The 24994-nt window shown below is 43.8% G+C and carries 24 protein-coding genes and 1 tRNA gene; 12 read left to right on the forward strand and 13 right to left on the reverse strand.

The genetic code is table 11. From position 1 onward, the window contains the following. The 6 genes from Xsto_RS13280 to Xsto_RS13305 all read left to right on the forward strand — a co-directional run. Positions 1–641: ComF family protein (locus Xsto_RS13280; RefSeq protein ID WP_211284321.1), on the forward strand; the 641-nt coding region annotated here is incomplete at its 5' end. A 1-nt stretch (position 642) separates the two neighbouring features. Next, complete coding sequence (locus Xsto_RS13285) at positions 643–1200, forward strand: hypothetical protein (protein WP_099125354.1); 558 nt, start codon at positions 643–645, stop codon at positions 1198–1200. Between the two features lie 53 nt (positions 1201–1253). Next, a complete protein-coding gene (gene yhjD / locus Xsto_RS13290; protein ID WP_099125355.1) occupies positions 1254–2225 on the forward strand; it encodes an inner membrane protein YhjD in 972 nt (323 codons plus the stop codon). 55 nt (positions 2226–2280) lie between these two features. Then, entirely contained in the window at positions 2281–2487 is a 207-nt protein-coding gene (locus Xsto_RS13295; protein ID WP_099125356.1) for a 2-hydroxymuconate tautomerase family protein, read from the forward strand. 145 nt (positions 2488–2632) lie between these two features. After that, positions 2633–3055, forward strand: a complete 423-nt coding sequence (locus Xsto_RS13300; RefSeq protein ID WP_099125357.1) for a hypothetical protein — start codon at positions 2633–2635, stop codon at positions 3053–3055. Between the two features lie 121 nt (positions 3056–3176). Next, a complete protein-coding gene (locus Xsto_RS13305; RefSeq protein ID WP_099125358.1) occupies positions 3177–3461 on the forward strand; it encodes a hypothetical protein in 285 nt (94 codons plus the stop codon). Between the two features lie 156 nt (positions 3462–3617). On the opposite strand, the gene Xsto_RS13310 is transcribed toward Xsto_RS13305, so the two are convergent. The 11 genes from Xsto_RS13310 to glyQ form a co-directional block, all read right to left on the reverse strand. Beyond that, the gene (locus tag Xsto_RS13310) at positions 3618–4241 is read right to left on the reverse strand and encodes a glutathione S-transferase family protein (protein WP_099125359.1); all 624 of its coding nucleotides are present in this window, start codon (positions 4239–4241) and stop codon (positions 3618–3620) included. A 33-nt stretch (positions 4242–4274) separates the two neighbouring features. Beyond that, the gene (locus tag Xsto_RS13315; protein ID WP_099125360.1) at positions 4275–5744 is read right to left on the reverse strand and encodes an insulinase family protein; all 1470 of its coding nucleotides are present in this window, start codon (positions 5742–5744) and stop codon (positions 4275–4277) included. 105 nt (positions 5745–5849) lie between these two features. Next, positions 5850–6551, reverse strand: coding sequence for a HAMP domain-containing protein (locus Xsto_RS13320; RefSeq protein WP_099109483.1), 702 nt, complete (start codon positions 6549–6551; stop codon positions 5850–5852). Between the two features lie 203 nt (positions 6552–6754). After that, the gene (dppF, locus tag Xsto_RS13325; RefSeq protein ID WP_099125390.1) at positions 6755–7780 is read right to left on the reverse strand and encodes a dipeptide ABC transporter ATP-binding subunit DppF; all 1026 of its coding nucleotides are present in this window, start codon (positions 7778–7780) and stop codon (positions 6755–6757) included. A 17-nt stretch (positions 7781–7797) separates the two neighbouring features. Then, positions 7798–8778 carry a dipeptide ABC transporter ATP-binding protein gene (gene dppD, locus Xsto_RS13330; RefSeq protein WP_099125361.1) on the reverse strand — a complete coding sequence of 327 codons (981 nt, stop codon included), beginning with the start codon at positions 8776–8778 and terminating at the stop codon, positions 7798–7800. Between the two features lie 9 nt (positions 8779–8787). Beyond that, entirely contained in the window at positions 8788–9711 is a 924-nt protein-coding gene (gene dppC, locus Xsto_RS13335; RefSeq protein WP_099125362.1) for a dipeptide ABC transporter permease DppC, read from the reverse strand. Positions 9712–9721: 10 nt separating this feature from the next. Beyond that, the gene (dppB, locus tag Xsto_RS13340) at positions 9722–10741 is read right to left on the reverse strand and encodes a dipeptide ABC transporter permease DppB (protein ID WP_099109486.1); all 1020 of its coding nucleotides are present in this window, start codon (positions 10739–10741) and stop codon (positions 9722–9724) included. Between the two features lie 140 nt (positions 10742–10881). Beyond that, a complete protein-coding gene (gene dppA / locus Xsto_RS13345; RefSeq protein WP_099125363.1) occupies positions 10882–12492 on the reverse strand; it encodes a dipeptide ABC transporter periplasmic-binding protein DppA in 1611 nt (536 codons plus the stop codon). A 588-nt stretch (positions 12493–13080) separates the two neighbouring features. Continuing rightward, positions 13081–13157: transfer RNA gene (locus Xsto_RS13350), tRNA-Pro, on the reverse strand. A 195-nt stretch (positions 13158–13352) separates the two neighbouring features. Then, complete coding sequence (gene glyS / locus Xsto_RS13355; protein ID WP_099125364.1) at positions 13353–15422, reverse strand: glycine--tRNA ligase subunit beta; 2070 nt, start codon at positions 15420–15422, stop codon at positions 13353–13355. Between the two features lie 9 nt (positions 15423–15431). After that, positions 15432–16355, reverse strand: coding sequence for a glycine--tRNA ligase subunit alpha (glyQ, locus tag Xsto_RS13360; RefSeq protein WP_099109489.1), 924 nt, complete (start codon positions 16353–16355; stop codon positions 15432–15434). A 322-nt stretch (positions 16356–16677) separates the two neighbouring features. On the opposite strand from glyQ, the gene Xsto_RS13365 reads away from it, so the two are divergent. The 3 genes from Xsto_RS13365 (at position 16678) to Xsto_RS13375 (ending at position 19712) form a co-directional block, all read left to right on the forward strand. Next, positions 16678–17241: a DNA-3-methyladenine glycosylase I gene (locus Xsto_RS13365; protein WP_099125365.1), complete on the forward strand. Its 564-nt coding sequence runs from the start codon at positions 16678–16680 to the stop codon at positions 17239–17241. A 132-nt stretch (positions 17242–17373) separates the two neighbouring features. Then, on the forward strand, positions 17374–18630 hold the full coding sequence (locus tag Xsto_RS13370; RefSeq protein ID WP_099125366.1) for a valine--pyruvate transaminase: 1257 nt from the start codon (positions 17374–17376) through the stop codon (positions 18628–18630). A 731-nt stretch (positions 18631–19361) separates the two neighbouring features. Continuing rightward, positions 19362–19712, forward strand: a complete 351-nt coding sequence (locus tag Xsto_RS13375) for a YceK/YidQ family lipoprotein (RefSeq protein ID WP_169926650.1) — start codon at positions 19362–19364, stop codon at positions 19710–19712. Between the two features lie 197 nt (positions 19713–19909). Here Xsto_RS13375 and Xsto_RS13380 read toward each other — a convergent pair whose 3' ends face one another. Further along, positions 19910–21205, reverse strand: coding sequence for a YidR family protein (locus tag Xsto_RS13380; protein ID WP_099125368.1), 1296 nt, complete (start codon positions 21203–21205; stop codon positions 19910–19912). A 136-nt stretch (positions 21206–21341) separates the two neighbouring features. Here Xsto_RS13380 and Xsto_RS13385 point away from each other — a divergent pair, with 136 nt between their 5' ends. Beyond that, positions 21342–21959, forward strand: coding sequence for a trimeric intracellular cation channel family protein (locus tag Xsto_RS13385; protein WP_099109494.1), 618 nt, complete (start codon positions 21342–21344; stop codon positions 21957–21959). A 97-nt stretch (positions 21960–22056) separates the two neighbouring features. On the opposite strand, the gene ligB is transcribed toward Xsto_RS13385, so the two are convergent. Further along, the gene (gene ligB / locus Xsto_RS13390) at positions 22057–23730 is read right to left on the reverse strand and encodes an NAD-dependent DNA ligase LigB (RefSeq protein WP_099125369.1); all 1674 of its coding nucleotides are present in this window, start codon (positions 23728–23730) and stop codon (positions 22057–22059) included. 306 nt (positions 23731–24036) lie between these two features. Between ligB and gmk the strand changes: the two genes are divergently transcribed. Then, positions 24037–24660: a guanylate kinase gene (gmk, locus tag Xsto_RS13395; protein WP_099125370.1), complete on the forward strand. Its 624-nt coding sequence runs from the start codon at positions 24037–24039 to the stop codon at positions 24658–24660. 54 nt (positions 24661–24714) lie between these two features. Beyond that, a complete protein-coding gene (gene rpoZ, locus Xsto_RS13400) occupies positions 24715–24990 on the forward strand; it encodes a DNA-directed RNA polymerase subunit omega (RefSeq protein WP_086954696.1) in 276 nt (91 codons plus the stop codon). Positions 24991–24994 lie beyond the last annotated feature (4 nt).

Raw genomic sequence — 24994 nt, forward strand, 5'->3', positions numbered from 1 at the left:
GTCCTTCCTTTTTGTGTTTTTTTGGTTTTGCGATTAAAAAGTTCGCAAAAATAGGACTGAGTTTCTTTGATTCGCCTATCATTTTGAAAAGCTATTTAGGATATGCACTGGATAAACACTCGGTAGGTAGTACCTTTTTGGGTTACAACGGAGCTGGGCATCCGATTTTCGATACCGTCAGAACCGAAATTGGTCAGGCACTTTATCAGCTAAAATATCATAATAACTTTCAATATATTAACCAACTTTCTCATTGTATTGTGGAGGAAATAGTTAAACCTTACTTTCCTAAAATCGGTTTTGTCATTCCTATGCCAGCGTCAAATATCAGAAAAGTTCAGCCTGTCAGCGAACTAGCAAAACAAGTAGCTAGATTGATAAATAGCCCATTCTTCGATGGTATCCTGCTTAAAGCTACCGGAGGAACTTCTCTCAAAAATTTATCAAATAAAGAGGAAAAGGAGGAAGCTATTGGTAATTCATTTTCAATTGAAGATACCATCAAAAATGAAGGAAAATGGAACGTACTGCTAGTAGATGATCTGTTCCATACCGGTGCTACAATGGAAGCAGCCTGCAATGCACTTTCGAGCTATAGTAAGGTTAAGAGCATTTATGTCGCAACATTGACTTGGAGGTAAAATGACAACCGTTTTTATCGCTGGATCTATCACGATCAAAAACCTCGACCCACTCGTCACAGAGCGCATACGGAAGATTGTGAACTCCCGCTACAATGTTGTTGTAGGCGATGCCAACGGCGCAGATTCCTCTATTCAGAAACTGCTACTAGAGATGGGAAGCCATCAAACAACCGTATTCAGCAGCAGCAATACGCCACGGAATAATCTGGGCTCCTGGCCTGTTCGTGTTATAGATTCGGCGCATGCAAAAGGAACGCGTGCATTCTTTACGGCGAAAGATCTGAAAATGGCGGAAGAGGCCGATTATGGTCTGATGGTATGGGATGCGAAGAGCACAGGCACTCTGAACAACGTGATTGAACTACTGTTGCAGAATAAATTCAGCGCAGTATTCATCAATAAGGCAAAGAAGTTTGAGGTCATTAAAAAAACGAAAGATCTTGAAACACTGATCGCATATATGTCTCCGATAGCATTGGAAAAAGCTGAGCAAAAGATAAAACTCCGCTATAAATTGGCATCACTAAATAATAGCCAGTACCAAATGCCATTGTGAATGAAAAGGATATTATGGCATATATCAAATACGACCAGAATTAAGAGGATGTAATGCCCACTGACTTAAAAAAAAGGGAAAATATCAATAAGGAAACTATCAGCACACCATTACAGAAGGGGCTGGATGGTGGAAAAAAAGCACTTTCAGTGACGATCCGCATTGGCAACTATATCCGTCATATCCCATTCATTGCCCACTTGATCCGGGCAGCACAGCGTTTCAACGATAGAATGGGCAGCCAGTTTGGTGCTGCTATTACCTACTTTTCCTTTCTGTCACTTATTCCGATACTGATGCTCTCTTTCGCCATCGCGGGTTTTGTGCTGGCTTCCAACCCCGACTTGCTGACAAGACTCATCAATGGAATTGCTAATAGTATCAATGATCCATCACTGGCAAATACGCTGAAAAACAGCGTGGATACCGCCATAAGGCAAAGAACAACCGTAGGATTAACAGGTCTGGCAATTGCACTCTATTCCGGTGTGAATTGGGTCGGCAACCTGCGTGAAGCGATCCGTGCCCAGTCCCGCGACGTCTGGGAACGCACTCATGAAGATAAAGAGAAAATCTACTTTCAATATATCCGTGACGTTTTCTCCCTGTTTGGCCTGTTATTTGCGTTAGTCATAACACTCTCCCTGAATTCCATTGCCGGATCTGCGCAGGCAAGCATAGTTCATGCCATTGGCTTAGAGAATATAGAGTGGCTTCGCCCAGCATGGACATCCATTGGCATGTTCATTTCCATTTCAGCCAATTATCTGTTATTCCTGTGGATATTGTGGATCCTGCCCCGCCATCAGCCTGAACGGAAGGCGCTGTTTCAGGGAACCTTAATGGCTGCTATCGGGTTTGAGATCATTAAATCGATTATGACAATGATGCTACCACGCCTTGCCAGCTCACCTTCTGGCGCTGCTTTTGGTTCTGTTATTGGCCTGATGGCATTTTTCTATTTTTTTGCCCGACTGACCCTATTCTGTGCTGCGTGGATAGCCACCGCAGAGAAAAAAGAGTGACAAAACGAGACTGCTTCACCAGAAGCACTTTATAAAAAACTACAAGGAGTCATATATGCCATTCGTAAACATCAAAATCACCCGCGAAGGGGCAACTGCTGAACAGAAAAAACAACTGATTGAAGGTGCAACCCAGTTGCTAGTGGATGTACTTGGCAAAAATCCGGCCACCACTTTTGTCATCATTGATGAAGTAGAAACGGATAACTGGGGAGTTGGCGGAAAAAGCATAACAGAAGTGCGAGCCGCCGCGAAGAAATAACGTATTTCTTGAAAAGATAAATCAGCGATTAGGGCGAATATATCGCCCTTTTTATTTTAATCAATGAGAAAATTTAGCATTAATAATATAAAATTGAGCGCCTTGGCATGGTGGGTATATTGAAATATTTTGGAGTAATATCTGGATGACAGTGAGTATTGGTTTAATTAAATGGCCTGAAGATAGTAAGTCATGTGTTCAGTTATATTTGGACTTCTTACTAAGAGTAACGGATATGTTAAATATAACTTTTAAGGATTGTGAAAATGATCCTATTCAAATTACGCGTGAATATTTAAAGGACAGTAAAAAAGAAACTGAGAGAGAGGCTTCGTTATCATTTTGGTGGAATTATGTTGATAATTGTGATGGGATTAGAAACTTTAAAGATAAACCAATTGTAATGGCACGTTTAGCCATCTGCTTTTTATCAATAAAAGAAAAAGATACCCCCGAAATAGGTGAACATCTGTCATGGTTTATTGAGGTTCTAGGGTTTTTAAGGTTGGATCTATCTAAAGTTATCGTTTTTATGGGTGAACACTTTGAGTTTAACCAAAAAGAGTAAAATAAATAATCTATCAAATTCAAGGAGGAGATATCCCTCTAACCTTCTACTTCATTTTTTATTAGTGAAAACCTTTTCCCTTAGAGAAAAAGCTGTATCAGTTTATTAATCAGATATATAAATGAACAAAGAAGAACTCAAAAAACTTTTAAAAGAAAACAAAATTTCATCGTCATACTATTCATTAGAAGGAGGAACCCCCGATCATAGAATCTGTCTTGCTTATAAGAATGGTTATTGGCTAGTATACTATGCTGAAAGAGGTAGTCAGTGTGGAATAGAGTCATTTGAAAAAGAGGACGATGCATGCCAAAAATTATGGGAGTATGTAAATAGCATGCGAATACAAGTAGAGCCAGAATATTTCATGACATCAATCTATTCTTTAAAGAAAAATAAGGAGTAGTTCACGATTATCAATTAATCAATCCTAATAAAATCAATTATTATCAATGTCATAATATGGAACATCATATCTCCTACCGCTAAAGCGATGTAGGAATTTACTCTTTTCCTGAAAAAACTAAATCCTTTACTGCATATTTTTCCGAAAATTTTTATTTTAGGGACCTGTCGCAGGTTCTGGGATTAAAATTCCACGTTGCACTGCTGATCTGGCTGCAATTCGATTATGCCATTCGCTTAAGTTTTTATAATGGTCAAAATCAAAGTTGATAATACGTGCAATATGCGTCCAGCCAAAATTCGCTATATCAGCAATTGAATACTCTTTTCCACCAAAATATAAATTATTGGCTAAATGACTATCCATGGTTGAAAAAGCCCGCTCTGTCAGTTTCTTATAGCGCTCAGTGGCTTCTTTGTTTTTTCCCTCATCAAAAATTTCAAAATTAACTCTCTGACCTATAATTGGGCCAACGCTGGATGCATGAAAAATCAACCACTGAATAGCCTGCCAGCGGGCATTATGCTCAGAAGGAAGCAATTTATTGGTTTTATCCGCTAAATAAAGAAGAATTGCCGCAGATTCAAAAATAGTCGTATTTGTCTCGCTGTCAGACAAAACAGGGATACGGCCATGAGGATTAAGCTGTAAAAACTCTGGTAGTAAGTTTTCACCTTTCTCAATATGAACATGGTTTACTACATATGGAAGCTCAAGCTCTTCCAGAGCAATCGTTATCTTAAATCCGTTAGGGGAACTGTCAGTATAAAGACTAATCATATAATTCTCCTTGATTGGGATAAGGTCATAAGGTCAGTCTGCTTTTTTTATCGCTTCAGTTTCCTTCGGTTCTTCCGGCAATGGGCCTGGGCGCATAATTTGGTTAAAGCTGTCCCTGAGCTGATTCACATCAATAACCGCTTCCCCTTTTGGCTGCACCAGAATAAATGAAGTTTCCTGAGATAACATCTCTTGCAGTTTTTTGTTTAACACTTGCGGTGTGAGGGAAGATAAAAATATCTGTCTCAGTCTGCTGTATTGCTCAGGAGCAATATCGATCACATTGTTCTGTTGGGAAATCAGGCGCTGGTTAATGAGTACGTCTGTGTCTGTGCGAGCATATACGGCGAAAAGATGCTGAAGTTGAATGCGCTTCTGCTTGTACAGTTCATCAAACTGCTCTTGTGGTAACCCGCTTTCACGTAGTGATGCCAAAGCGGAAGCCAGATAAAGTGTGGAATCTGTCAGCTTGCCTGATGAGGCGTTCAGATTTAAGTAGCAGTTTGCCCGTTGATACACAACCCGACAATCCAAATCCAGTTTGGCGTTATTTTGATTTTCTTCCAGCTTCAGTTGCAAATAATGGTAAAGAGCCTCACGGGCAAGTTCATTAGACCAGTGCTGAAATAGTGTCTGAGAATCATTAATCGGCTGCCAGTTCAGGTTCCAGGCTAAAGAAAGCCTGTCCTGTATGGCTTTCTCACTTTCTACTCCCAGTGTTTCTGTTTTTAATGGCAGCAGGATAGGAACCGCAACAGGGGTCTGACGTTTACCTTCTAATGATGAAAATACCTGATTAAGGCGCTCTGGTAATATCCGGCTATCCACATTGCCCGCAATATATAAAGTCATTGCATCCGGCGTATACCACTGCCGATAAAATGCTTCGACTTTTTTGACATCGACAGGGATTGATACATTCGCTCCGGGGTCATGACCAATCAGAGTTGAGCCCTGTAATCGTATACGCCATGCAGGATCATGGATGTCTGATGGCAGAGTTGATACCAGATGTTCCGATGTTTTCATCGCCGGAGTTAACGTTTGCGGTGTGAATACAGCACCGCCAGCAATATCGGATAGCCAGATCAGTGCATCCTGCAATAATTCAGGCCTATTATTCGGTAAGCTGAGGCTATAAAGGGTGAAATCATAGGAAACTACGGCTGGCGGGAAAGGATTTTTGCTGTCAACTGCGTTGTGCCACAGGTTTTCCAGTTTTTGTGAGGATAAATCTTTACTGGAGGAGAGAACGATTTTGGGTATGAGATAAGTATAACCCTGCTGATAGCTTTTCTCCGCCAGAGATCCGGTTTTTACCATTAAGCGCAACTGTATTCTGTCATTCGGCCTTTGTGGGGTTTGCAGGATTTGCCAGCTGAACCCATTTTCCAGTTTTCCTTGTTGCCAGGCAGGATCAGGCTGTAAAGTCTCTGCCTGAGCAAAATAAGTTGTCGCCAGAATGGTGCCACCAATAAGATACCCGATTTTCTTGCCTTGCATTCCCACTTACCCCTACCTGTTTAATTTTATCCTTATTTGAACCCATAAAGGCCCCGGATATTATCGCAAATGGTTAGACCTTTATTCACCTTGTAAGGTTTCATTTCATCGAGACTTTTGCTTACTTATTTGGCGATTATAACCTTTTACCAGCAGACCCAGTTCATCATCCTGATGACCTTTGGGGCAGGTCATGGAAGCTGGCGGATGTTCTTCATGCAGTTCTCTCGCGATGTCACGCAACGGATGTATGATGATCCGATTGACACACCAACTTACTGACACCGTAATAATAAGCGCGAGCAATAAATAAGTGGTCAACATTAACGCAAGTGTATTTAATGCAAAGCGATACACACGATTGGAATCAACCTGTAGGATGAGATGCCCCTGTGACGCCAAGTCTTTCGATGAAATACCATAGACATGTAAAGGAATATTGATTTCTACAGGGATGCCGAAAACTCGCTTTGCCAGTTCCGGTATAGGCCGATGGGTTGCGAAATCCAGACTCATAATCCGGGAGTCATCTCTGGATATCAGTTCAGCCCGCCCTAAAATACCCGATGTTTTCAGCCCGATCAGTAATGTTTTCGCTGTATTGAGATCAGACCTCAATAAAGCATCTGTCAGGGGAGTTTGAATCTGAGCAGCCGCATTATGGAGTTGGTTAATATAATCATCTTTTCGCTGCTGCAACAAATGCGATAATTGGATAGTAATGAAAATAGCAAGAGTGACCAAAGTAACTCCAGTCACTGCCGCCATCTGTTTAATAGTTAACGAACGTTTGACACGCGATTTCATTTTATCCAAACCAGTAATTAACCAAAGACGGGCTATAACGCCTTATTAATGCGGCTGAGTATACTTGATTTTTATTCTTATCGTCTCGTTTAGATGAATCCCCCGCCGTAATTGGCGGGGTATTAGAGACTAAAGGGTCAAATCAGCTACTGCGTAGTCATTCTATGTACGCCCACTGACGTTAATGCTACTACCCGTGGCAATTATGCCGGTGGATTTTGATTCTGTTCTACTGCAAAGCAAGCAACAAGCCGCTCGCCGTATTGCTGTAATTTAGGCTGGAGCTGAGTACATGGGCCAAAAGCATGGCGGCAACGGGCTGCAAAAGCACAGCCCGGAGGCGGATTCATCGGGCTGGGCAGCTCTCCTGTTAATTTGATGCGTTCACGACGGAGTTCAGGATTTAAACGCGGTGTTGCAGACAATAGTGCCTGAGTGTAAGGGTGACTCGGGTTATTGAAAATCGTATGTTTGTCGCCCTTTTCAACACAGCGCCCCAAATACATGACCATCACTTCATCCGCAATATGCTCAACAACAGAGAGGTCATGAGAAATAAATACGTATGACAAACCCAGTTCTTGTTGCAAATCCATCATCAGATTCAGAACTTGCGCCCGTACCGAAACATCCAGCGCGGAAACAGGTTCGTCTGCAATAACGACATCAGGATTCAGCATTAATCCACGGGCAATGGCAATACGCTGGCGCTGCCCACCAGAAAACATATGAGGGTAACGCTGGTAATGTTCAGGTTTTAGCCCTACTTTCTCCATCATTTGCAGAACTTTTTCTCTGCGCTCTTCTGATGTCAGTGTTGTATTGATAAGTAAAGGCTCTTCCAGAATCTGCCCCACTTTTTTTCGTGGATTTAATGATGCATAAGGGTTCTGGAATACAATCTGGATTTTCTGACGTCGCAGTTTTTCGGCTTCTTTATCTGGCAGCAATAAATCCTGCCCCAGATAATACAGTTCCCCTTCTGTCGGCTTTTCTATCATAGTCAGCAGGCGCCCTAACGTGGATTTTCCACAGCCAGATTCCCCTACGACAGCTAGCGTTTTGCCTTTTTCCAGTTCAAATGAGACGCCATCCAATGCTTTCACCATACGTTCAGGTGAAAATACCCCCGTTTTAACCGGATAATATTTTTTTAACTCTGTCGCTTTCAGCAAAGGGGCAGAAGCTTTTTCCTGCCCACCCGTGTTGTGAACAGCCTGTTTGTGCATAACCGTTTCTTGAATACTCATATCGTCGGCCTCCCCTTATCATCCAGCGGCATATGGCATTTAACCTGACGTTCTCCAACAAATTGCAATGCAGGCTCTACCTGATAGCAACGTTCAGTGGCATAAGGGCAGCGCGGATTAAGCAAACACCCGACAGGACGATCATATTTACCCGGAACAACACCCGGCAACGAGGCCAGACGAGCCTTGTCTACCGCAAATTCCGGTAATGCCCGCAATAATGCCTGCGTATAAGGATGACGGGGCGCTTGGAATATTTCAGTTGCCTTCCCGGCTTCCACTACCTGACCTGCGTACATCACAATAATATGCTGTGCGGCTTCGGCAACCAGCGCCAAATCATGAGTGATCAGGATCAGCGCCATATTCTCCTGCTGCTGTAATTCAAGCAACAGCTCAATAATTTGAGCCTGAATCGTGACGTCCAGTGCTGTTGTCGGTTCATCCGCAATCAGTAGTTTTGGCCGACAGGCAATTGCCATCGCAATCATCACGCGCTGGCTCATTCCTCCCGATAACTGATGCGGATAAACATCTAAACGGGAAGCGGGATCCGGAATACCCACCAGAGTCAGCAAATCAATCGCCCGCTGATAACGGGTTTTGCGGCTGCCACCCTGATGGACTTTCAACGCTTCCATGATCTGATAACCCACGGTATAGCAGGGATTCAGGCTGGTCATCGGATCCTGAAAAATCATCGAAACTTCCGCACCAATCAACTGACGGCGTTCTTTTTCAGAAATTTTGGTCAGATCACAGCCATCAAACTCCAGTTTTCCGGCCATCACTTTGCCCGGATAATCTATCAGCCCCATAATCGCCAGTGAACTGACAGACTTACCCGAACCAGACTCTCCGACAATACCGACAACCTGCCCCTGCTCAACGCTGTAGCTGATACGGTCAACGGCGCGGAATGGTGCATCTTCATCTCCGAAGTGCACCGATAATTGGTCTATATTCAACAATGCCATTCCATACCCCTACTGCTTGAGCTTAGGATCGAGCGCATCACGCAGCCCGTCTCCCATCAGGTTAAATGCCAGTACTGTCAACAGGATCGCCAGCCCCGGAAAAGTAACTACCCACCAGGCACTCTGAGCGAATTGCAATACATCTGACAACATGGTTCCCCATTCTGGTGTAGGAGGCTGTGCCCCCATCCCCAGAAAACCCAAAGCCGCCATATCGAGAATGGCATTCGAAAATCCCAATGATGCCTGCACAATCAGAGGAGCAAGGCAGTTAGGCAAAATATTGATGAACATCTGACGTACTGCACCTGCTCCGGCAATCTGAGACGCAGTCACATAATCACGGTTGACTTCCACGAGCACTGCGGCTCTTGTCAGACGGATATAGTGGGGCAAAGCGACAAATGTCAGGGCCAGAGATGCGTTCACAATAGACGGGCCGAAGATAGCCACCAGCACCAGTGCCAACAGCAGGCTGGGCAAGGCCAGCATAATATCGACTATCCGCATAATGGCTGCGTCAACCGCACCGCCAAAATAACCGGATAGTAGACCCAGAATAATCCCCATCACCAGCGACATCACAACAACCAGACAACCCACCAACAGTGAAAGACGTGCGCCATACATCAGGCGGGAAAGGATATCTCGCCCGACATCGTCAGTACCGAGAATAAATTGCCAGCTTCCTCCATCCTGCCACACCGGAGGCAACAGTAGAGAATCGCGGAACTGTTCAGCAGGGCCATGTGGCGCCAGTAAGCCTGCAAACAACGCGATCAATAACATCAGAATGATATAGGCAAGGCCAATGACTGCCCCTTTATTACGTTTAAAGTAATGCCAGAATTCCTGTATCGGCGTCATCATTTTTGGCGCACCTGATACTGTTTGCTCAGCACTTGATGCTGATTGTTCAGTAAGTTGAGTCATAATGCGCTCCTTATTTCTTATGCCGGATACGTGGGTTGACGATGCCATACAGCAGGTCAACCGCAAAGTTGACCAAAATGATCATAGTTGCCACCAGCAAAACTCCACCCTGTACCACCGGATAATCACGGCGCTGAAGTGCATCAATCAACCAACGCCCCAGCCCCGGCCATGAAAAAATCGTTTCGGTCAGAATCGCGCCCGCCAACATAACCCCCACTTGCAGACCAATCACCGTGACCACCGGCAACAAGGCATTACGTAGCGCATGAATGATAATGACACGCAAACGGCTCAGGCCTTTTGCCCGCGCAGTACGAATATAATCTTCGCCCAAAACTTCCAGCATGGATGAGCGGGTCATGCGCACAATGACCGCCAGTGGGATAGTTCCTAGCACAACGGCCGGAAGGATTATATGCATCACAGCATCGACGAAATCGCCGTCTTCTCCCCAAAACAAGGTGTCTATCAGCATAAAACCTGTCAGGGGATGACTGTCATCAAGAAACACACTATCGCTTATACGACCAGAAACAGGAGTCAGGTTCCAATGAACAGAAACCAGCATGATGAGCATAATGCCCCACCAGAAAATGGGCATTGAATAACCGGTCAGTGCCAGACCAACAGCGGTATGATCAAAGACAGAGCCACGTTTGACCGCCGCCAGCACTCCAACTGGAATACCGACTGAAATGGCGAATAACATGGCACAGATGCCTAATTCCAGAGTGGCCTGAAATCGGGGGACAAATTCATCCCATACGGGAATACGGCTCTTCAGGGAGGAACCCAAATCACCATGTAGTATGCCATTGATGTAATGAAGATATTGCTCCCAAAGAGGCTTATCCAGCCCCATTGCTGCCATCAGTTCAGCATGACGTTCAGCTGAAATACCACGCTCTCCCGCCATAATCAGTACCGGATCACCGGGGATCATATGCACAAAAGCGAAAGTCAGCAGAGTAATACCAATAAACGTCGGGATCACTAACCCCAGACGCCGGAGGATAAATTGCAGCATATCCTGAATTCTCTTTTTAATTATTAATTACAGCTCTCAGGCTGTTTATGTATTACACAGACCTGCTTGCCTACCAGAGAAGAGTAACCATCCCCCGAAGAAATCCGGGGAATGGCAGTCATAACAAATGAAAAACAGAATTATTCGAGGTCTACGTTGTAAAAGAGGTGCTTGCCCAGCGGATCAACCACATAGCCTTTCACTTCCTTACGAATAGGTTCATAAACCGTAGAGTGGGCAACAATCAACGCCGGAACCTGTTCATGCATCACTACTTGCGCTTGCTTATAAAGCTCAGTGCGTTTGGCAACATCTGCTGTTTTACGGGCAGGCAGAATGATGTCTTCAAATTGTTTATCACACCATTTTGAATAGTTAGAACCCTGATCTTTAGCTGCGCAACTAAACAACGTACCAAAGAAATTATCAGGATCTCCATTATCCCCTGTCCAGCCCATCATAACGTTTTGAGGTTCACCATCTTTCGCCCGTTTCAGATATTCACCCCATTCATAACTGACTATTTTGGCTTTTACTCCAATTTTGGCCCAGTCAGCCTGAATTATTTCCGCCATACGGCGCGCATTCGGGTTATAAGGGCGTTGTACCGGCATTGCCCAAAGATCGGTTTCGAAACCATTCGCGAAACCAGCTTCTTTCAGCAGCTCTTTAGCCTTAGCCGGATCATAAGCATAATCTTTGATATCATCGTTATAACCCCACATTGTAGGAGGGATCAGGTTTTTCGCTTTCTGGCCCGCACCCTGATATACCGCCTCAATAATGGCATCTTTGTTCACTGCCATCGTCAGTGCCTGACGCACTTTGAGGTTATCCATTGGCTTTTTAGTGACATTGTAAGAAAGATAACCGACATTCATCCCAGCCTGCTCTTTCAGGACAATATCTTTGTTCTGCTTCATACTCGCAATATCAGCAGGGTTCGGGTATGGCATGACCTGACATTCATTTTTCTGTAGCTTTGCATAACGAACAGAAGCATCAGGGGTAATAGAGAAGACTAAACGGTCAATTTTCGCTGGTCCTTCCCAATAATCCTTAAACGCCTTATAAAGAATACGGGAATCTTTCTGGTACTGTACTAACTGGAATGGCCCTGTACCAATTGGGTTCAGGTCGACTTTTTCCGGCGTACCCGCTTTCATCATGACATCAGCATATTCTTTGGAAAGAATTGAGGCGAAATCCATTGCCAGATTAGCGAGAAAAGGAGCTTCAGGACGGGACAACACAAAACGGACAGTATAGTCATCCACCTTCTCTATTTTATTGATAATATTCTCCATATCCATGCCGCTAAAGTATTCATAGCCGCCACCGGATACTTGATGATATGGATGATTTTTATCCTTCTGCCTCATAAAGGTAAAGATAATATCGTCGGCGTTGAAATCACGTGTGGGCTTGAAATCTTTACTGCTATGCCACTTCACACCCTTACGCAAATGGAATGTGTAGGTTTGACCATCATCACTAACGTCCCATCGTTCAGACAAACTGGGAATAATCTCTGTTGTACCTAATTTGAAATCTACCAGACGGTTATAAATTGGTCTGGCACTGGCATCAAAAGTGGTACCAGAGGTGAAAAACTGCGGGTTAAAACCTTCAGGTGAACCTTCTGAGCAATAGACCAGTGTTTTTGCCTGCACACCAGCAGCTACAGCCAAAGAAACAAGACCAATACCCAATTTCAGTAAACCGGGCTTTTTCTTTTTGGAGAGAATCATTACATAAGCTCCGTTTGTGGTGTTTATTGTGCCTTAGCCAAGCCCAGAATTTCCTGCCTAAATATCACTGTCCCGGCCTGTGTTATTGTTTTCGATTATCAATTAAACAATTGTTATGCCTGACGTCAATATAACCTCAGCAAAATATGAAACAATAGAAAAACACAAACGCAAAAGAATATTAACAAAAATAGTTATAAACTATGACGCGAGACACACAAGCGGAGAAAAACACTAAAAATATCACTTATATAAAGCATTACATCCTATGGTTTATAATTTTAAATTTGTGACCGGATACTTAAATAATGAGCAAAAAGAGTTATCGGGAAAGTAAGCGAGGTAAGAGGCTAAAACGAATAAAAAAAAGAAAAACCTTAAATTCACCCTATTCAGGACAAATTAATGGCGTTATCCATTAAATTGAAAAATTAAGATGAGATAACCTTTTAAAGCTTCGAAAATGAAAGCAACATTAGTGGCTTAATGAACGAGATAAAGGGTGGTTGATAAATCAGAATATGATGAATTGGTTTTCGCCAGCTATATACAAAAAAACCCCGCTCAAAGAGCGGGGTTTCAGAATGCTGGTCGGCGAGAGAGGATTCGAACCTCCGACCCACTGGTCCCAAACCAGTTGCGCTACCAAGCTGCGCTACTCGCCGAAAACGAAGCGCATCTTACTGCCAGCGTCGCAGATCGTCAATAACTTTTTAAAGATAAGTAGTTATTTGACGAGAATACAACCAAATTCTACCCTATAACACATCCGCAGTGTTCAATATCTCAGCAGAAAAAAGCCTCGCTCAGTGCGAGGCTTTGAGGGAAGCAATCCGATAATATTCATCGGCTATTACTTATTACTGTAACAGTGAAATATCCGCAACCCGCAGGAACAGCTCACGCAGTTCACTCAGCAATGTCAGACGATTTACCCGCACTTGCAGATCTTCATCCATGACCATCACATTATCGAAGAACGCATCCACAACTTCACGCAGGGAAGCCAATTCGACCAATGCATCCTGATAATTGCCTTCAGCAAACAGAGGAGCCAGTTTTTCTTTCAGGACGACAAGATGAGTCGCCAGCTGGATCTCTTCCGCTGCTTTCAGTACTGAAGCCTGAACTGCATCACTCAGTTTCTCTTCTGATTTCGCCAGAATGTTGGAAACACGCTTATTAGCCGCTGCCAGAGAAACAGCCTCATCCAGCGTACGGAAATGCGTTACCGCTTTCATACGGGCATCAAAATCGGCTGGTTGTGTCGGACGACGAGCCAGAACTGCCTGAATGGTATCAACGCTGTAACCCAGCTCCTGATACCAAGTGCGGAAGCGGCCGAGCATAAACTCAACAACATCATCCACAACTTTTGCATTGGTCAGTTTATCGCCATACAGACGTACAGCTTCTTCTGCCAGAGTCTGAAGATCGAGAGGTAATTTTTTCTCAACAATAATACGCAGTACACCCAGTGCGGCACGACGCAAAGCAAATGGGTCTTTATCCCCTTTAGGATGCTGGCCGATACCAAAAATGCCTGCCAGCGTATCCATTTTATCGGCAATCGCGACTGCGCAAGAAACACCGGTTGATGGCAGTTCATCACCAGAGAAACGTGGCTGATACTGTTCGTTCAGCGCCAGAGCCACATCTTCAGCTTCTCCGTCATGACGGGCATAATGCATACCCATCACACCCTGCGTATCAGTGAATTCAAAGACCATGTTGGTCATTAAGTCACACTTGGACAGCAAACCTGCGCGGGTTGCATGAGTAACATCCGCCCCGATCTTGTCAGCAATCCAGCCAGCCAGAGCCTGAATGCGGTCTGTTTTATCACGCAGTGTACCCAGCTGTTTCTGGAACAAAACAGTCTCCAGACGCGGCAGGTTATCTTCCAGACGCTGTTTACGGTCAGTCTTAAAGAAGAATTCGGCATCTGCCAGACGTGGACGGACTACTTTTTCATTACCTGAGATAATCTGCTGTGGATCAGAAGATTCAATATTGGTGACAAAAATAAAGTTCGCCATCAATTTGCCGGATTTATCGTAAACCGGAAAATATTTCTGATCGCCTTTCATGGTATATACCAGTGCTTCCGCCGGTACTTCGAGGAATTTTTCTTCGAATTTTGCCGTCAGAACTACAGGCCATTCTACCAGAGAAGTCACTTCTTCCAGCAGGCTGTCGGTCAAATCCGCCACACCACCAAGCTGGGCCGCTGCCTGCTCTGCATCGCGCTTAATCAGGGTTTTACGCGTTTCATAATCTGCAATAACCCGACCACGCTCCTGCAAAATTGCCGGATACTGTTCTGCGTTATCAATGGTGAACTGCGCTTCACCCATAAAACGATGACCACGGATAATACGATCAGAGTTGATACCCAGAATTTCGCCTTCAATGACCTCACTACCCAGCAGCATAGTGACGGTATGAACAGGACGGACGAACTGAGTTTCTTTATCACCCCAACGCATCAGTTTAGGGATAGGCAGTTTAGCCAATGAACTGCTTACCATACCTGCCAGCAACTCTTTGGCTTCACAACCTTTAACCTGTGCCCGATACAGCAGCCATTCGCCTTTATCGGTTACCAGACGCTCTGCCTGATCAACAGTGATCCCACAACCTCGCGCCCAGCCTTCTGCCGCTTTGGTTGGTTTCCCTTCCGCATCGAACGCCTGAGAAATGGCAGGACCACGTTTTTCTACTTCACGATCAGCCTGTGCCGCCGCCAGATTGGCCACCTTCAGCGCCAGACGACGCGGAGCAGCAAACCAGCGAACTTCACCATGACCCAGATTGGCGTTGTTCAATTCTGTTTCAAAATTGGCCGCAAAGGATTCAGCCAGTGAACGCAGCGCCTTTGGTGGCAACTCTTCTGTGCCGATTTCCACAAGGAAAGTCTGTTGAGTCATGATGGCCTCTTAATTTTCTGTTACACCGTTTTTGTTACACATCGGGAAGCCAAGCGCCTCACGGGAAGCATAGTAAGCTTCAGCAACTGCTTTGGTCAGAGTACGGATACGCAAGATATAACGCTGACGTTCAGTCACGGAAATCGCTTTACGGGCATCCAACAGGTTAAACGTATGACCCGCTTTCAGAATGCGCTCATAAGCAGGCAGTGGCAGAGGTGTTTCCAGTGCCAGCAACTCCTGCGCTTCTTTTTCATACTGCTCAAAACAGGTGAACAGAAAATCCACATCTGCATGTTCAAAGTTGTAAGTAGACTGTTCAACTTCATTCTGATGATAAATATCACCATAAGTTGTTTTACCCAGCGGGCCATCACTCCACACCAGATCGTAAACACTGTCCACACCCTGAATATACATGGCAAGACGTTCCAGACCGTAAGTGATTTCACCGGTAACAGGCTTACACTCAAGACCACCCACCTGCTGGAAGTAAGTGAACTGAGTCACTTCCATGCCGTTCAGCCAGACTTCCCAGCCCAGACCCCATGCGCCCAGAGTCGGGTTTTCCCAGTTATCTTCAACAAAGCGGATATCGTGAACGGTAGGATCAAGCCCTAGCTCTTTCAGTGAACCAAGATAAAGTTCCTGAATATTCTCTGGAGAGGGTTTGATGATAACCTGAAATTGGTAGTAATGCTGAAGACGGTTCGGGTTTTCACCGTAGCGCCCATCAGTCGGACGACGGGAGGGCTGCACATAAGCAGCAGCAATAGGTTCCGGCCCCAAAGCACGCAGGCAGGTAATAGGATGAGAGGTTCCTGCGCCGACTTCCATATCCAATGGTTGGACAATGGTGCAGCCTTGACGCGCCCAGTAATCCTGTAATGTCAGGATAATGCCCTGAAAGGTTTTGGTATCAAACTTTTGCATGTTGAATCCGCACGCGATACGTATACACAATGGATTCCAAGATGCGTCGTGGCGGCAAAGGAGTCACCCCCCGGGAGCATAGATAACTATGTGTGACCGGAGTGAGCGAACGCAGCCAACAAAGAGGCAACTTGAAAGACGAAGTGTATATGAATTTAAACGAAAGGAGTCAGTATACCCTTTGACTGTAAGATATACAGCACTGATCACCGCCCAATTTTGTCACAACATAAAAAAATCTTATCCGAATGACTTTACATGGATATTCATACAGCTAAAATTGGTGTAATTCTTCACCAACGCCTACGGAGATACGCACTTCATGAATAAAGTCATAACCCGCTGTGGCTGGGTTACCTCAGATCCTGATTATCTGGCCTACCATGACAATGAGTGGGGGAAACCATTAAAGGATGGCCAAAAGCTTTTTGAATTGATTTGTCTTGAAGGACAACAGGCGGGTTTATCATGGTTTACGATTTTGAAAAAGCGGGAAGGTTACAGAAAATGTTTCCACCAGTTTGATCCGGCAAAAGTTGCTGAAATGGGTGAAAATGACGTCGAGAAATTAATGCAGAACCCTGCCATCGTCCGCCACCGTGCAAAAATTAACGCCATTATTGATAATGCCCGCGCCTATCTGAAAATGGCCGAGCAGGGCGAAAATTTCAGTGAATTTATCTGGCAGTTTGTTGACGGTGTTCCGCAAATAAATCATTGGGAAACATTGGCAGAAGTACCAGCCAAAACTGACCTTTCTGATGCTCTTTCAAAGGCACTGAAAAAACGTGGCTTTAAATTTATCGGTAGCACCACCTGCTATGCTTTTATGCAAGCTGCGGGTTTGATGGATGATCACATCGCAAACTGTTTATGTCGGAAATAAGCGTATATGCTCTCAACAAAGAGGTAACTTAAAAAACGAAGCATAAAAATAGGTGACAATATAACAAGACGCGAGTTATGGTGTCTTCTTACCATACTCCTACAAAATACAAACAAAGACGCAACAGCCGTTATGAAATTCTCTCAATTCGGAAACAAATTCACACAAGAGTCAGGTATTACGCGCCTGATGAATGATCTCAACCAGGGCCTGAGAACACCCGGCGCGATTATGCTTGGTGGTGGCAACCCTGCCCATATTCCTGAAATGGATGAGTATTTCCAGCAACTATTGGCGGATATGGCGTTAAACGGCCAATTAACTGAAACCCTGTGTAATTACGATGGTCCACAGGGAAAAAATACGTTAATTGCTGCACTGGCACAGGAATTACAGGAAAAGCTCGGTTGGGATGTTAATCCACAGAATATTGCTCTGACCAATGGTAGCCAAAGTGCTTTTTTCTACCTGTTTAATTTATTAGCAGGGCGTGATGAAAATGGCTCAATAAAACGGGTTCTGTTTCCGCTTGCACCTGAATATATTGGCTATTCTGATTCTGGTCTGGATGAAGGTTTATTTGTTGCTAATAAACCTAATATTGAATTATTGCCTAATGGGCAGTTTAAATATCATGTTGATTTTGACCACCTGAATATTTCTGAAGATATCAACCTGATCTGTGTTTCCCGTCCAACTAATCCTACGGGTAATGTTGTCACTGACGAAGAATTACTGCGTTTGGATGCATTGGCTCAAAAACATCAAATCCCTCTGCTGATCGATAATGCCTATGGCGTGCCATTCCCGGGTATTATTTTTAGTGAAGCAACCCCTCTGTGGAACCCGAATATTATTTTATGTATGAGCCTGTCCAAGCTTGGGCTACCGGGTGCTCGCTGTGGAATCATCGTTGCCAATGAAAAGATTATTCAGGCAGTCAGTAATATGAATGGTGTGATTAGCCTGGCTCCGGGGGGTATTGGGCCTGCCATGACGCTGGAAATGATCCGTCGTAATGATCTGTTCCGTTTATCCCAAAATGTTATCCAACCATTTTATAAAAAACGGGTAGAACAAGTCATTGAGATCATTCGTCGCTATCTGCCAGAAGAATACTGTCTTATCCATAAACCAGAAGGGGCAATATTCCTCTGGCTCTGGTTCAAAAATCTGCCGATTACAACTGAAGTCCTTTATCAGCGCTTAAAAAAGCGGAAGGTATTAATGGTACCGGGTCATTATTTCTTCCCTGGTCTGGAACATAACTGGCCTCATGCGCATCAATGTATGCGCATGAACTATGTACCTGATCTGGCAAAAATAGAAGAAGGTATCCGTATTTTGTCCGAAGAAATTGAGATTGCCCATCAAGAATGGGAATGTTAATCGAGCTATAAAAAAAGCTCCCTCATTTAAAGTGAGGGAGTAAGATGATAACGAGGACTTTTTACCTGAGAACAGGACAGTAGTTATTAGAATCCCAAAAGAATTCTTCACACACAGTAGGAAAGGAAAACGATCCTTGTTTATGCACTTTCCCTGAACTCGGTATATTTAACCAGAAAACAAAAAAGATAATGGTCTGAATAGACAGGTTTTTTTCACTTTAAATTGCCTCTACTATGTGAAATTAAGGCAATTACCCCGTATTGTGTGATCTAAAGCACACTTAATGAATCAAACACATATACTTAATTATTCAACGCTGTTTTCAATCTTCCTCTCTGCCAGAAAATAATATCTACTAACAGTCTCCAGATTCAGTGACGGTCAGTATTAATAGGCAAGCTCGCTTGTTAGTAGGACAAATTTGTTTCCGACGAATTTTTCGTACCTTTTCCACTACGACTCAACTCGAAATACTGGAATATAAATTCAAATAAAATAATTACTTTTGTTTTTATTTCAAACGAAAATCATTGCAGAGAATTAAAGAAGTTTATCGAAAAAAATCATTAAATTTAACAATAAGTGCTATAGCAAACTGAATATTACCTAACTATAGTAAGTAGTATTAAAAAGTTATTTTTATGCTTACTCATGAAAAAATCATACTAGGTATAAATATAACTTCTGGATATTGGCAATTAACTCATTGAGCTCAAGGAATGGAAATGATGAAAAACTATAAACTGCTTCTATTACCTTCTACTATTATTGGGGGGCTTTTGCTAACAGGCTGCTCCAGTATCATGACTCACAGTGGCCCTAATCAAGGGTATTATTCGGGAGCACAAGCCAATATTAATATGTTAAAAGATGACAAGACAGGATGGTTCCTGAAACCCCTGCTCGTAGTCGATCTCCCATTATCTGCCTTTTTAGATACCCTTTTACTCCCCTATGATTATGCTCACTCCAATCAGGATCAAACGGAGCAATCCCCTAAACTTCGTATTGAAAAACTGGAAGAACGCACAAACAGCACACAATCGATATTAGAAAACTCGATGAATAATAAACCCTGATTTTGCCAATATCGATTATACATTTCGTCTTTCAAGTTGCCTCTTTGTTGGCTGCGCTCGCTCACCCCGGTCACCGTTTTTATAAACATACGGTTATCTATGCTCCTAGGATTCACTCCCGTGCCGCCGCGACGCATCTTGAAATCCATTGTGTATAGGCTGAAAATTATCTTATTTCTACTATTTATCAGGCATCGTTATTGTATAACGGTGCCTGTTTCAACAATGAAAAGCTGACGATATCCATTAATATCCCGCATAAATGCAATATATCGGCCATCAGGTGAAAACACGATTGCATCAGCACAGGGAGCATCATCAGTACGAGCTGTTAACCGCTGGATCTCCCCACTCTGACTGTCACAAAGCATGACACTGTTATCACAAACAAAAGTAATAAACCGCCCCCGCCTATCCCAGTTAAATGCCGATTGTATGTCATGAATATTATCTGTGATCTGTACCGGCTCGCCTCCATTTGGAGATATATACCATAACTGAATAACACCATTGCCATCTCTCATCAGAAAACAAATTTTACTACCATCCGGTGATGCTCTGAGCCAATGCCGGGGGACATTGACTACCCCCGGATAACAATTCTGATGGGTGAAAGTTAATCGTTTCTGTTTAACTCCAGCGGGCGGCGCAGGTAATGCCGTTTCGGTTCCGGCTAATGGCTGGCAACCTTCGAGTGCATAATCCTCATCATACTCAGGTAGGTCAACCAGATAAATTTCAGGGATCTTTTCACCATTTTCAGCACACGTATCACCAATAAAAGCCAGTGCCCAACGCTGCCATTGCCCATTCCCTTTAAGATATCCCTGTTGGCCAACCCACCCTTCTTCATATGCACGATTGATCTCATCACTACCGGGGTATGGATGCGTTGTGGTTTGGCTAACAACGACTGAAAAATAACGACCATCGTATTCTCTCGGGTGTTTTTTCGCTGAAATCACAGTTCTTAGTGGAACAGCCACAGCAACATTACGCAAATCAAGGGCAGGATCTAACTCATGCATAACATGGTCATTATAGGTAAAACTCAAACGACTACTGTCAGGACTGAAAACATGCACATGTGTACCACCTCGCAAGGCTCCGGCGGTATAAGGAGGGGTGATGTCCAGTGCATCAATATTGACAGCAACGCTTGGTTCGCTGTCGGAAACAATCACCCCACGACGATGATGAAAATCATATTGCCAGTGATTATCCGGGTGCTCCGGGCCATGAATAAATGCGTAACGTACCGGCTCTTGTGGGCTAACAGTAACAACCCCAACATGTGCCCCATCTTTTGCCTGATAAATAATCTCTGTCTGGCCGTTACTGATATGAATTTTTTCTATCGTCAGGCCAGAAAAAGATGCTCCGTTAGGACGTACATCATAAACCAGCCACTGGCTATCAGGAGTCCAGATATTTATATTAGTTATCTGATGGCTACGGTTATCAAATGTAATCTGACGTTCCTTGAAAATCATTTTTTTCCACCTTAATATGCGGGAATTCGGATAATAAAAACTAACTTTATGCAAATTTAACTAAAAATTTTCAATCGAGACGTTATTATTTCCGCATTACTCTTACTTCTTCATTATCTTTCATCTGACTAAATTTATGCTACTCAGTGTCCTTTATATCATTGGTATCACGGCTGAAGCCATGACGGGTGCTTTAGCCGCAGGTCGCCGGAAAATGGATGTCTTCGGCGTGATTATTATCGCTTCTGTAACAGCCATCGGTGGTGGCTCCGTTCGTGACATAATTCTGGGCCATTACCCACTTGGCTGGGTCCAAAACCCGGAATATATCGTGACTGTTGCCTGTGCTGCTGTTTTCACTATTTGGATTGCTCCAATGATGAAACACCTGCGTCGTTTGTTTCTTATTCTGGATGCAATCGGCCTGATTGTTTTTTCAATTATTGGTGCACAAATCGCACTGGATATGGACTACAGCCCCATAATTGCCGCCATTGCTGCTGTTATTACCGGGGTTTTTGGTGGCGTACTGCGCGATATGTTTTGTAATACTATCCCGCTGGTGTTTCAGAAAGAAATTTATGCTGGGGTCTCCTTTGCTGCTGCTTGGTTATATATCGCCTTATTGCATACTCCACTACACCCCAACAGCGTCATTATCATAACCCTTATTGCTGGCCTCGCAGCCCGCCTAATAGCTATTCGCTATCGTCTTGGATTACCCATCTTTAATTACGATGGTGCTGATCACTGATATGAATCTGAGCGTTTGAAGCAAACTTTTGCTCCTACGCTCTCATTCGACTCCACAGTTTTATTTTCCTGATCTCCAATGAATGTAAAAGATATATCTATAGATCAATACCTTGTAAAGTTAGTACTTCCACTAATTTTTTAACATCAGGGTGCTGAAAAAATCTCTCAATTTTTTCTCTTTGTTTAACTGATAAAGCACTATATTTTTGTGTTTCTACTTCGGGTAACTGCATCTTTCCGAACAAAGCTATTTTATTTGTAAATTTATTGGCATAAGGCATTCCTATCGCTTCGCGCCATAATGAAGCTGGCTGCCGCTTTGATTGCTGGAATTGACTGAAAATTGATTCAGCACGCTTAGTTCCGATATTTGGTATTTCGGCCAGTTGGCTGACATCCAATGCTAACCAATCTGTCAGGTTCTTGATCTTGTCACTCGTAACTAAAGTCATCCATGTACCTTGACTCACTCCCCTCATTTTCAACTTTTCGCCCATCCATGTAAGACGTGCGATAAACTGCTGTTGGCATTCATCATTATTCAATACAAAACAACTGAGTGAATGAAATTGTTCTGCATCAGGAGGATTAAGATGTTTGCGTTCAGCTATACGCCAAACCACCTTATCAAGTTTTGGTATGCCATGCCCTGCCAGTGCTATTGTTACTTTATCTCCCGGATAAACATCCCAATGCTTCCAACGCGTCACCGAGCCAATATGAACGCGGCTAATCTGCCTATCATCTAATTGAATCTTTTCCAGTTCCAGCAATACGGAAATTTTCCCTGTGCGGCCTATCCTGAATTGAATATCGCTTACTGTGGTGACCTGTTGCTGTAGAGGATACTTCCATGCAACAGCCCAGCTGTTTGAACCTGAACGCCATTGCCTGCCAGCGGGCTCAGTCTCTTGCCTTAATACAACACCATCAGTAGCAAAAGGGAGAGGATGGGTAAAATACATTTTCCATTTTTTTTCTGCCTCTTCTGCATTAGAAATAGGGTGGCTAAATTGTTGCGTAGCCGGAAAGCCCATGGAAGCCAGTTGTTCAAGCTTAGCAGTCATTTCATCCGGCCCATCCGGCCAGCTCCATACAAATATCCCTATTTGACTGAGTTCTGCTGAATGGGCCTTACGCATCATCAAACCCGCAACCTTGCTGCGCGCGCCCTGACTACCAGCAACCGACTGGCGATGATTATTCTGTCGCCAAAAAAGCTCGCCTTGTAACACCATATGTTCCGGTGCATTTTTTATCTGTTGGGGAATACTGGATATAAATTTGCTTTTATCCAGCCAGTCTGTGCCTTCTGTTCCATTCCCACGGCTGATTAACCCTGTCAACAGCCCCTTCTGATAAACCAGTGTTACCGCAACACCATCAATTTTAGGCTGTAACCAGACTTTCGAGCGCCCTTGTATCCATTTCCGCACTTCCTCCAGACTTTTTAGTTTACGCAACCCTGTATGCTGGACAGGATGAGTCTGTTTTCCATTATCCGGAATAGCTATGACAACGTTATTATTCTGTGTCAGATTCAGGCAGTGCTGCCAGTGTGTCAGGGTTTCCAATAGCTGATCGTAAATTTCATCATCTATTTCACTAATCCCCTGCTGGCGATACAACTGCTCCCATCGCGCTACCTGTGGTGTCAGGTGTTCGATTTCAAGCTGAAGTTTTTCCTTTGGCCAGACGGGACAATCTGCTGCGAGTGCTATCGGCAATCCACATAACAACATCAATATTATAATGAGAAAATTAAGCATCCTTGCTCCACACGTTCCTTAAATGCAGGCAAAGAATAATAAAGAAATTTGGCTATACCAATGAGGAAAAAGAGTGTTTGCGATGAGTCTCGAAAAATTATTAGCTTGTTTCTGCAACCTATTATTTTATCTGGAATTGTTTTGCAAAATATCGCTTTAATCTTCGTTTGTTAATAAAAAATTTTGTTGAATCACTCGTAGGCATGTATTGTAACGCTGCATGGATTAACGTATCCGTGTATACTATGTGGGATTTTATATCCCTACGCTTGCATTTATTAATACCCAACCAGTCAAGAAATCAGCATGAGCCAAGGAACGTTATATATTGTTTCTGCACCGAGTGGAGCAGGCAAATCAAGCCTTATTCAGGCTTTATTAAACACCCAGCCTTTGTATGACACTCAGGTTTCTGTTTCACATACAACCCGCCCGGCACGCCCAGGCGAAAATCATGGTGAACATTATTTTTTCGTCACAACCGATGAATTCCAGAATATGATTAACCATGATGAATTTTTGGAACATGCCTGTGTTTTCGGTAACTATTACGGCACTTCCCGTAAAATAATCGAAGATACTCTCGCCAGTGGGGTTGACGTCTTTCTTGATATTGACTGGCAGGGTGCGCAACAAATCCGTCAGAAAATGCCTGCGGCCCGTAGTATTTTTATTCTTCCGCCTTCAAGGGAAGAATTACTCCGCCGCCTGCGCGGGCGCGGTCAGGACAGCGAAGAGGTCATTGCTAAACGCATGTCTCAAGCTGTCGCTGAAATGGAGCATCATGGCGAGTATGATTACGTCATCATCAATGATGATTTCAATACTGCTCTGGCCGATTTACAATCGGTTATTCGTTCAGAACGCCTGCGTTTAGAAAGGCAGGCTCAACGGCATGATGCGTTAATCAGCAAATTATTGGCAGACTGAACTAAGTTTCAGTATCATGTCCGGTCACTTATTTATCTGTGGAGTAGCACACATATGGCACGCGTAACTGTTCAAGACGCAGTAGAAAAAATTGGTAACCGTTTTGACCTGGTGTTGGTCGCTGCTCGCCGAGCACGCCAATTGCAGTCAGGCGGAAAAGATCCTCTGGTTCCGGAAGAAAACGATAAGATGACGGTTATCGCTCTGCGTGAAATCGAGCAGGGTCTTATCAATAATAAAATTCTTGATGTTCGTGAACGTCAGGAACAACAAGAGCAGGAAGCTGCAGAAATCAACGCTGTTTCTGCTATCGCCGACGGTCGTCGTTAATTTT

Origin of the sequence: Xenorhabdus stockiae (assembly GCF_002632825.1) — a bacterium.
Classification (GTDB): Bacteria; Pseudomonadota; Gammaproteobacteria; order Enterobacterales; family Enterobacteriaceae; genus Xenorhabdus; species Xenorhabdus stockiae.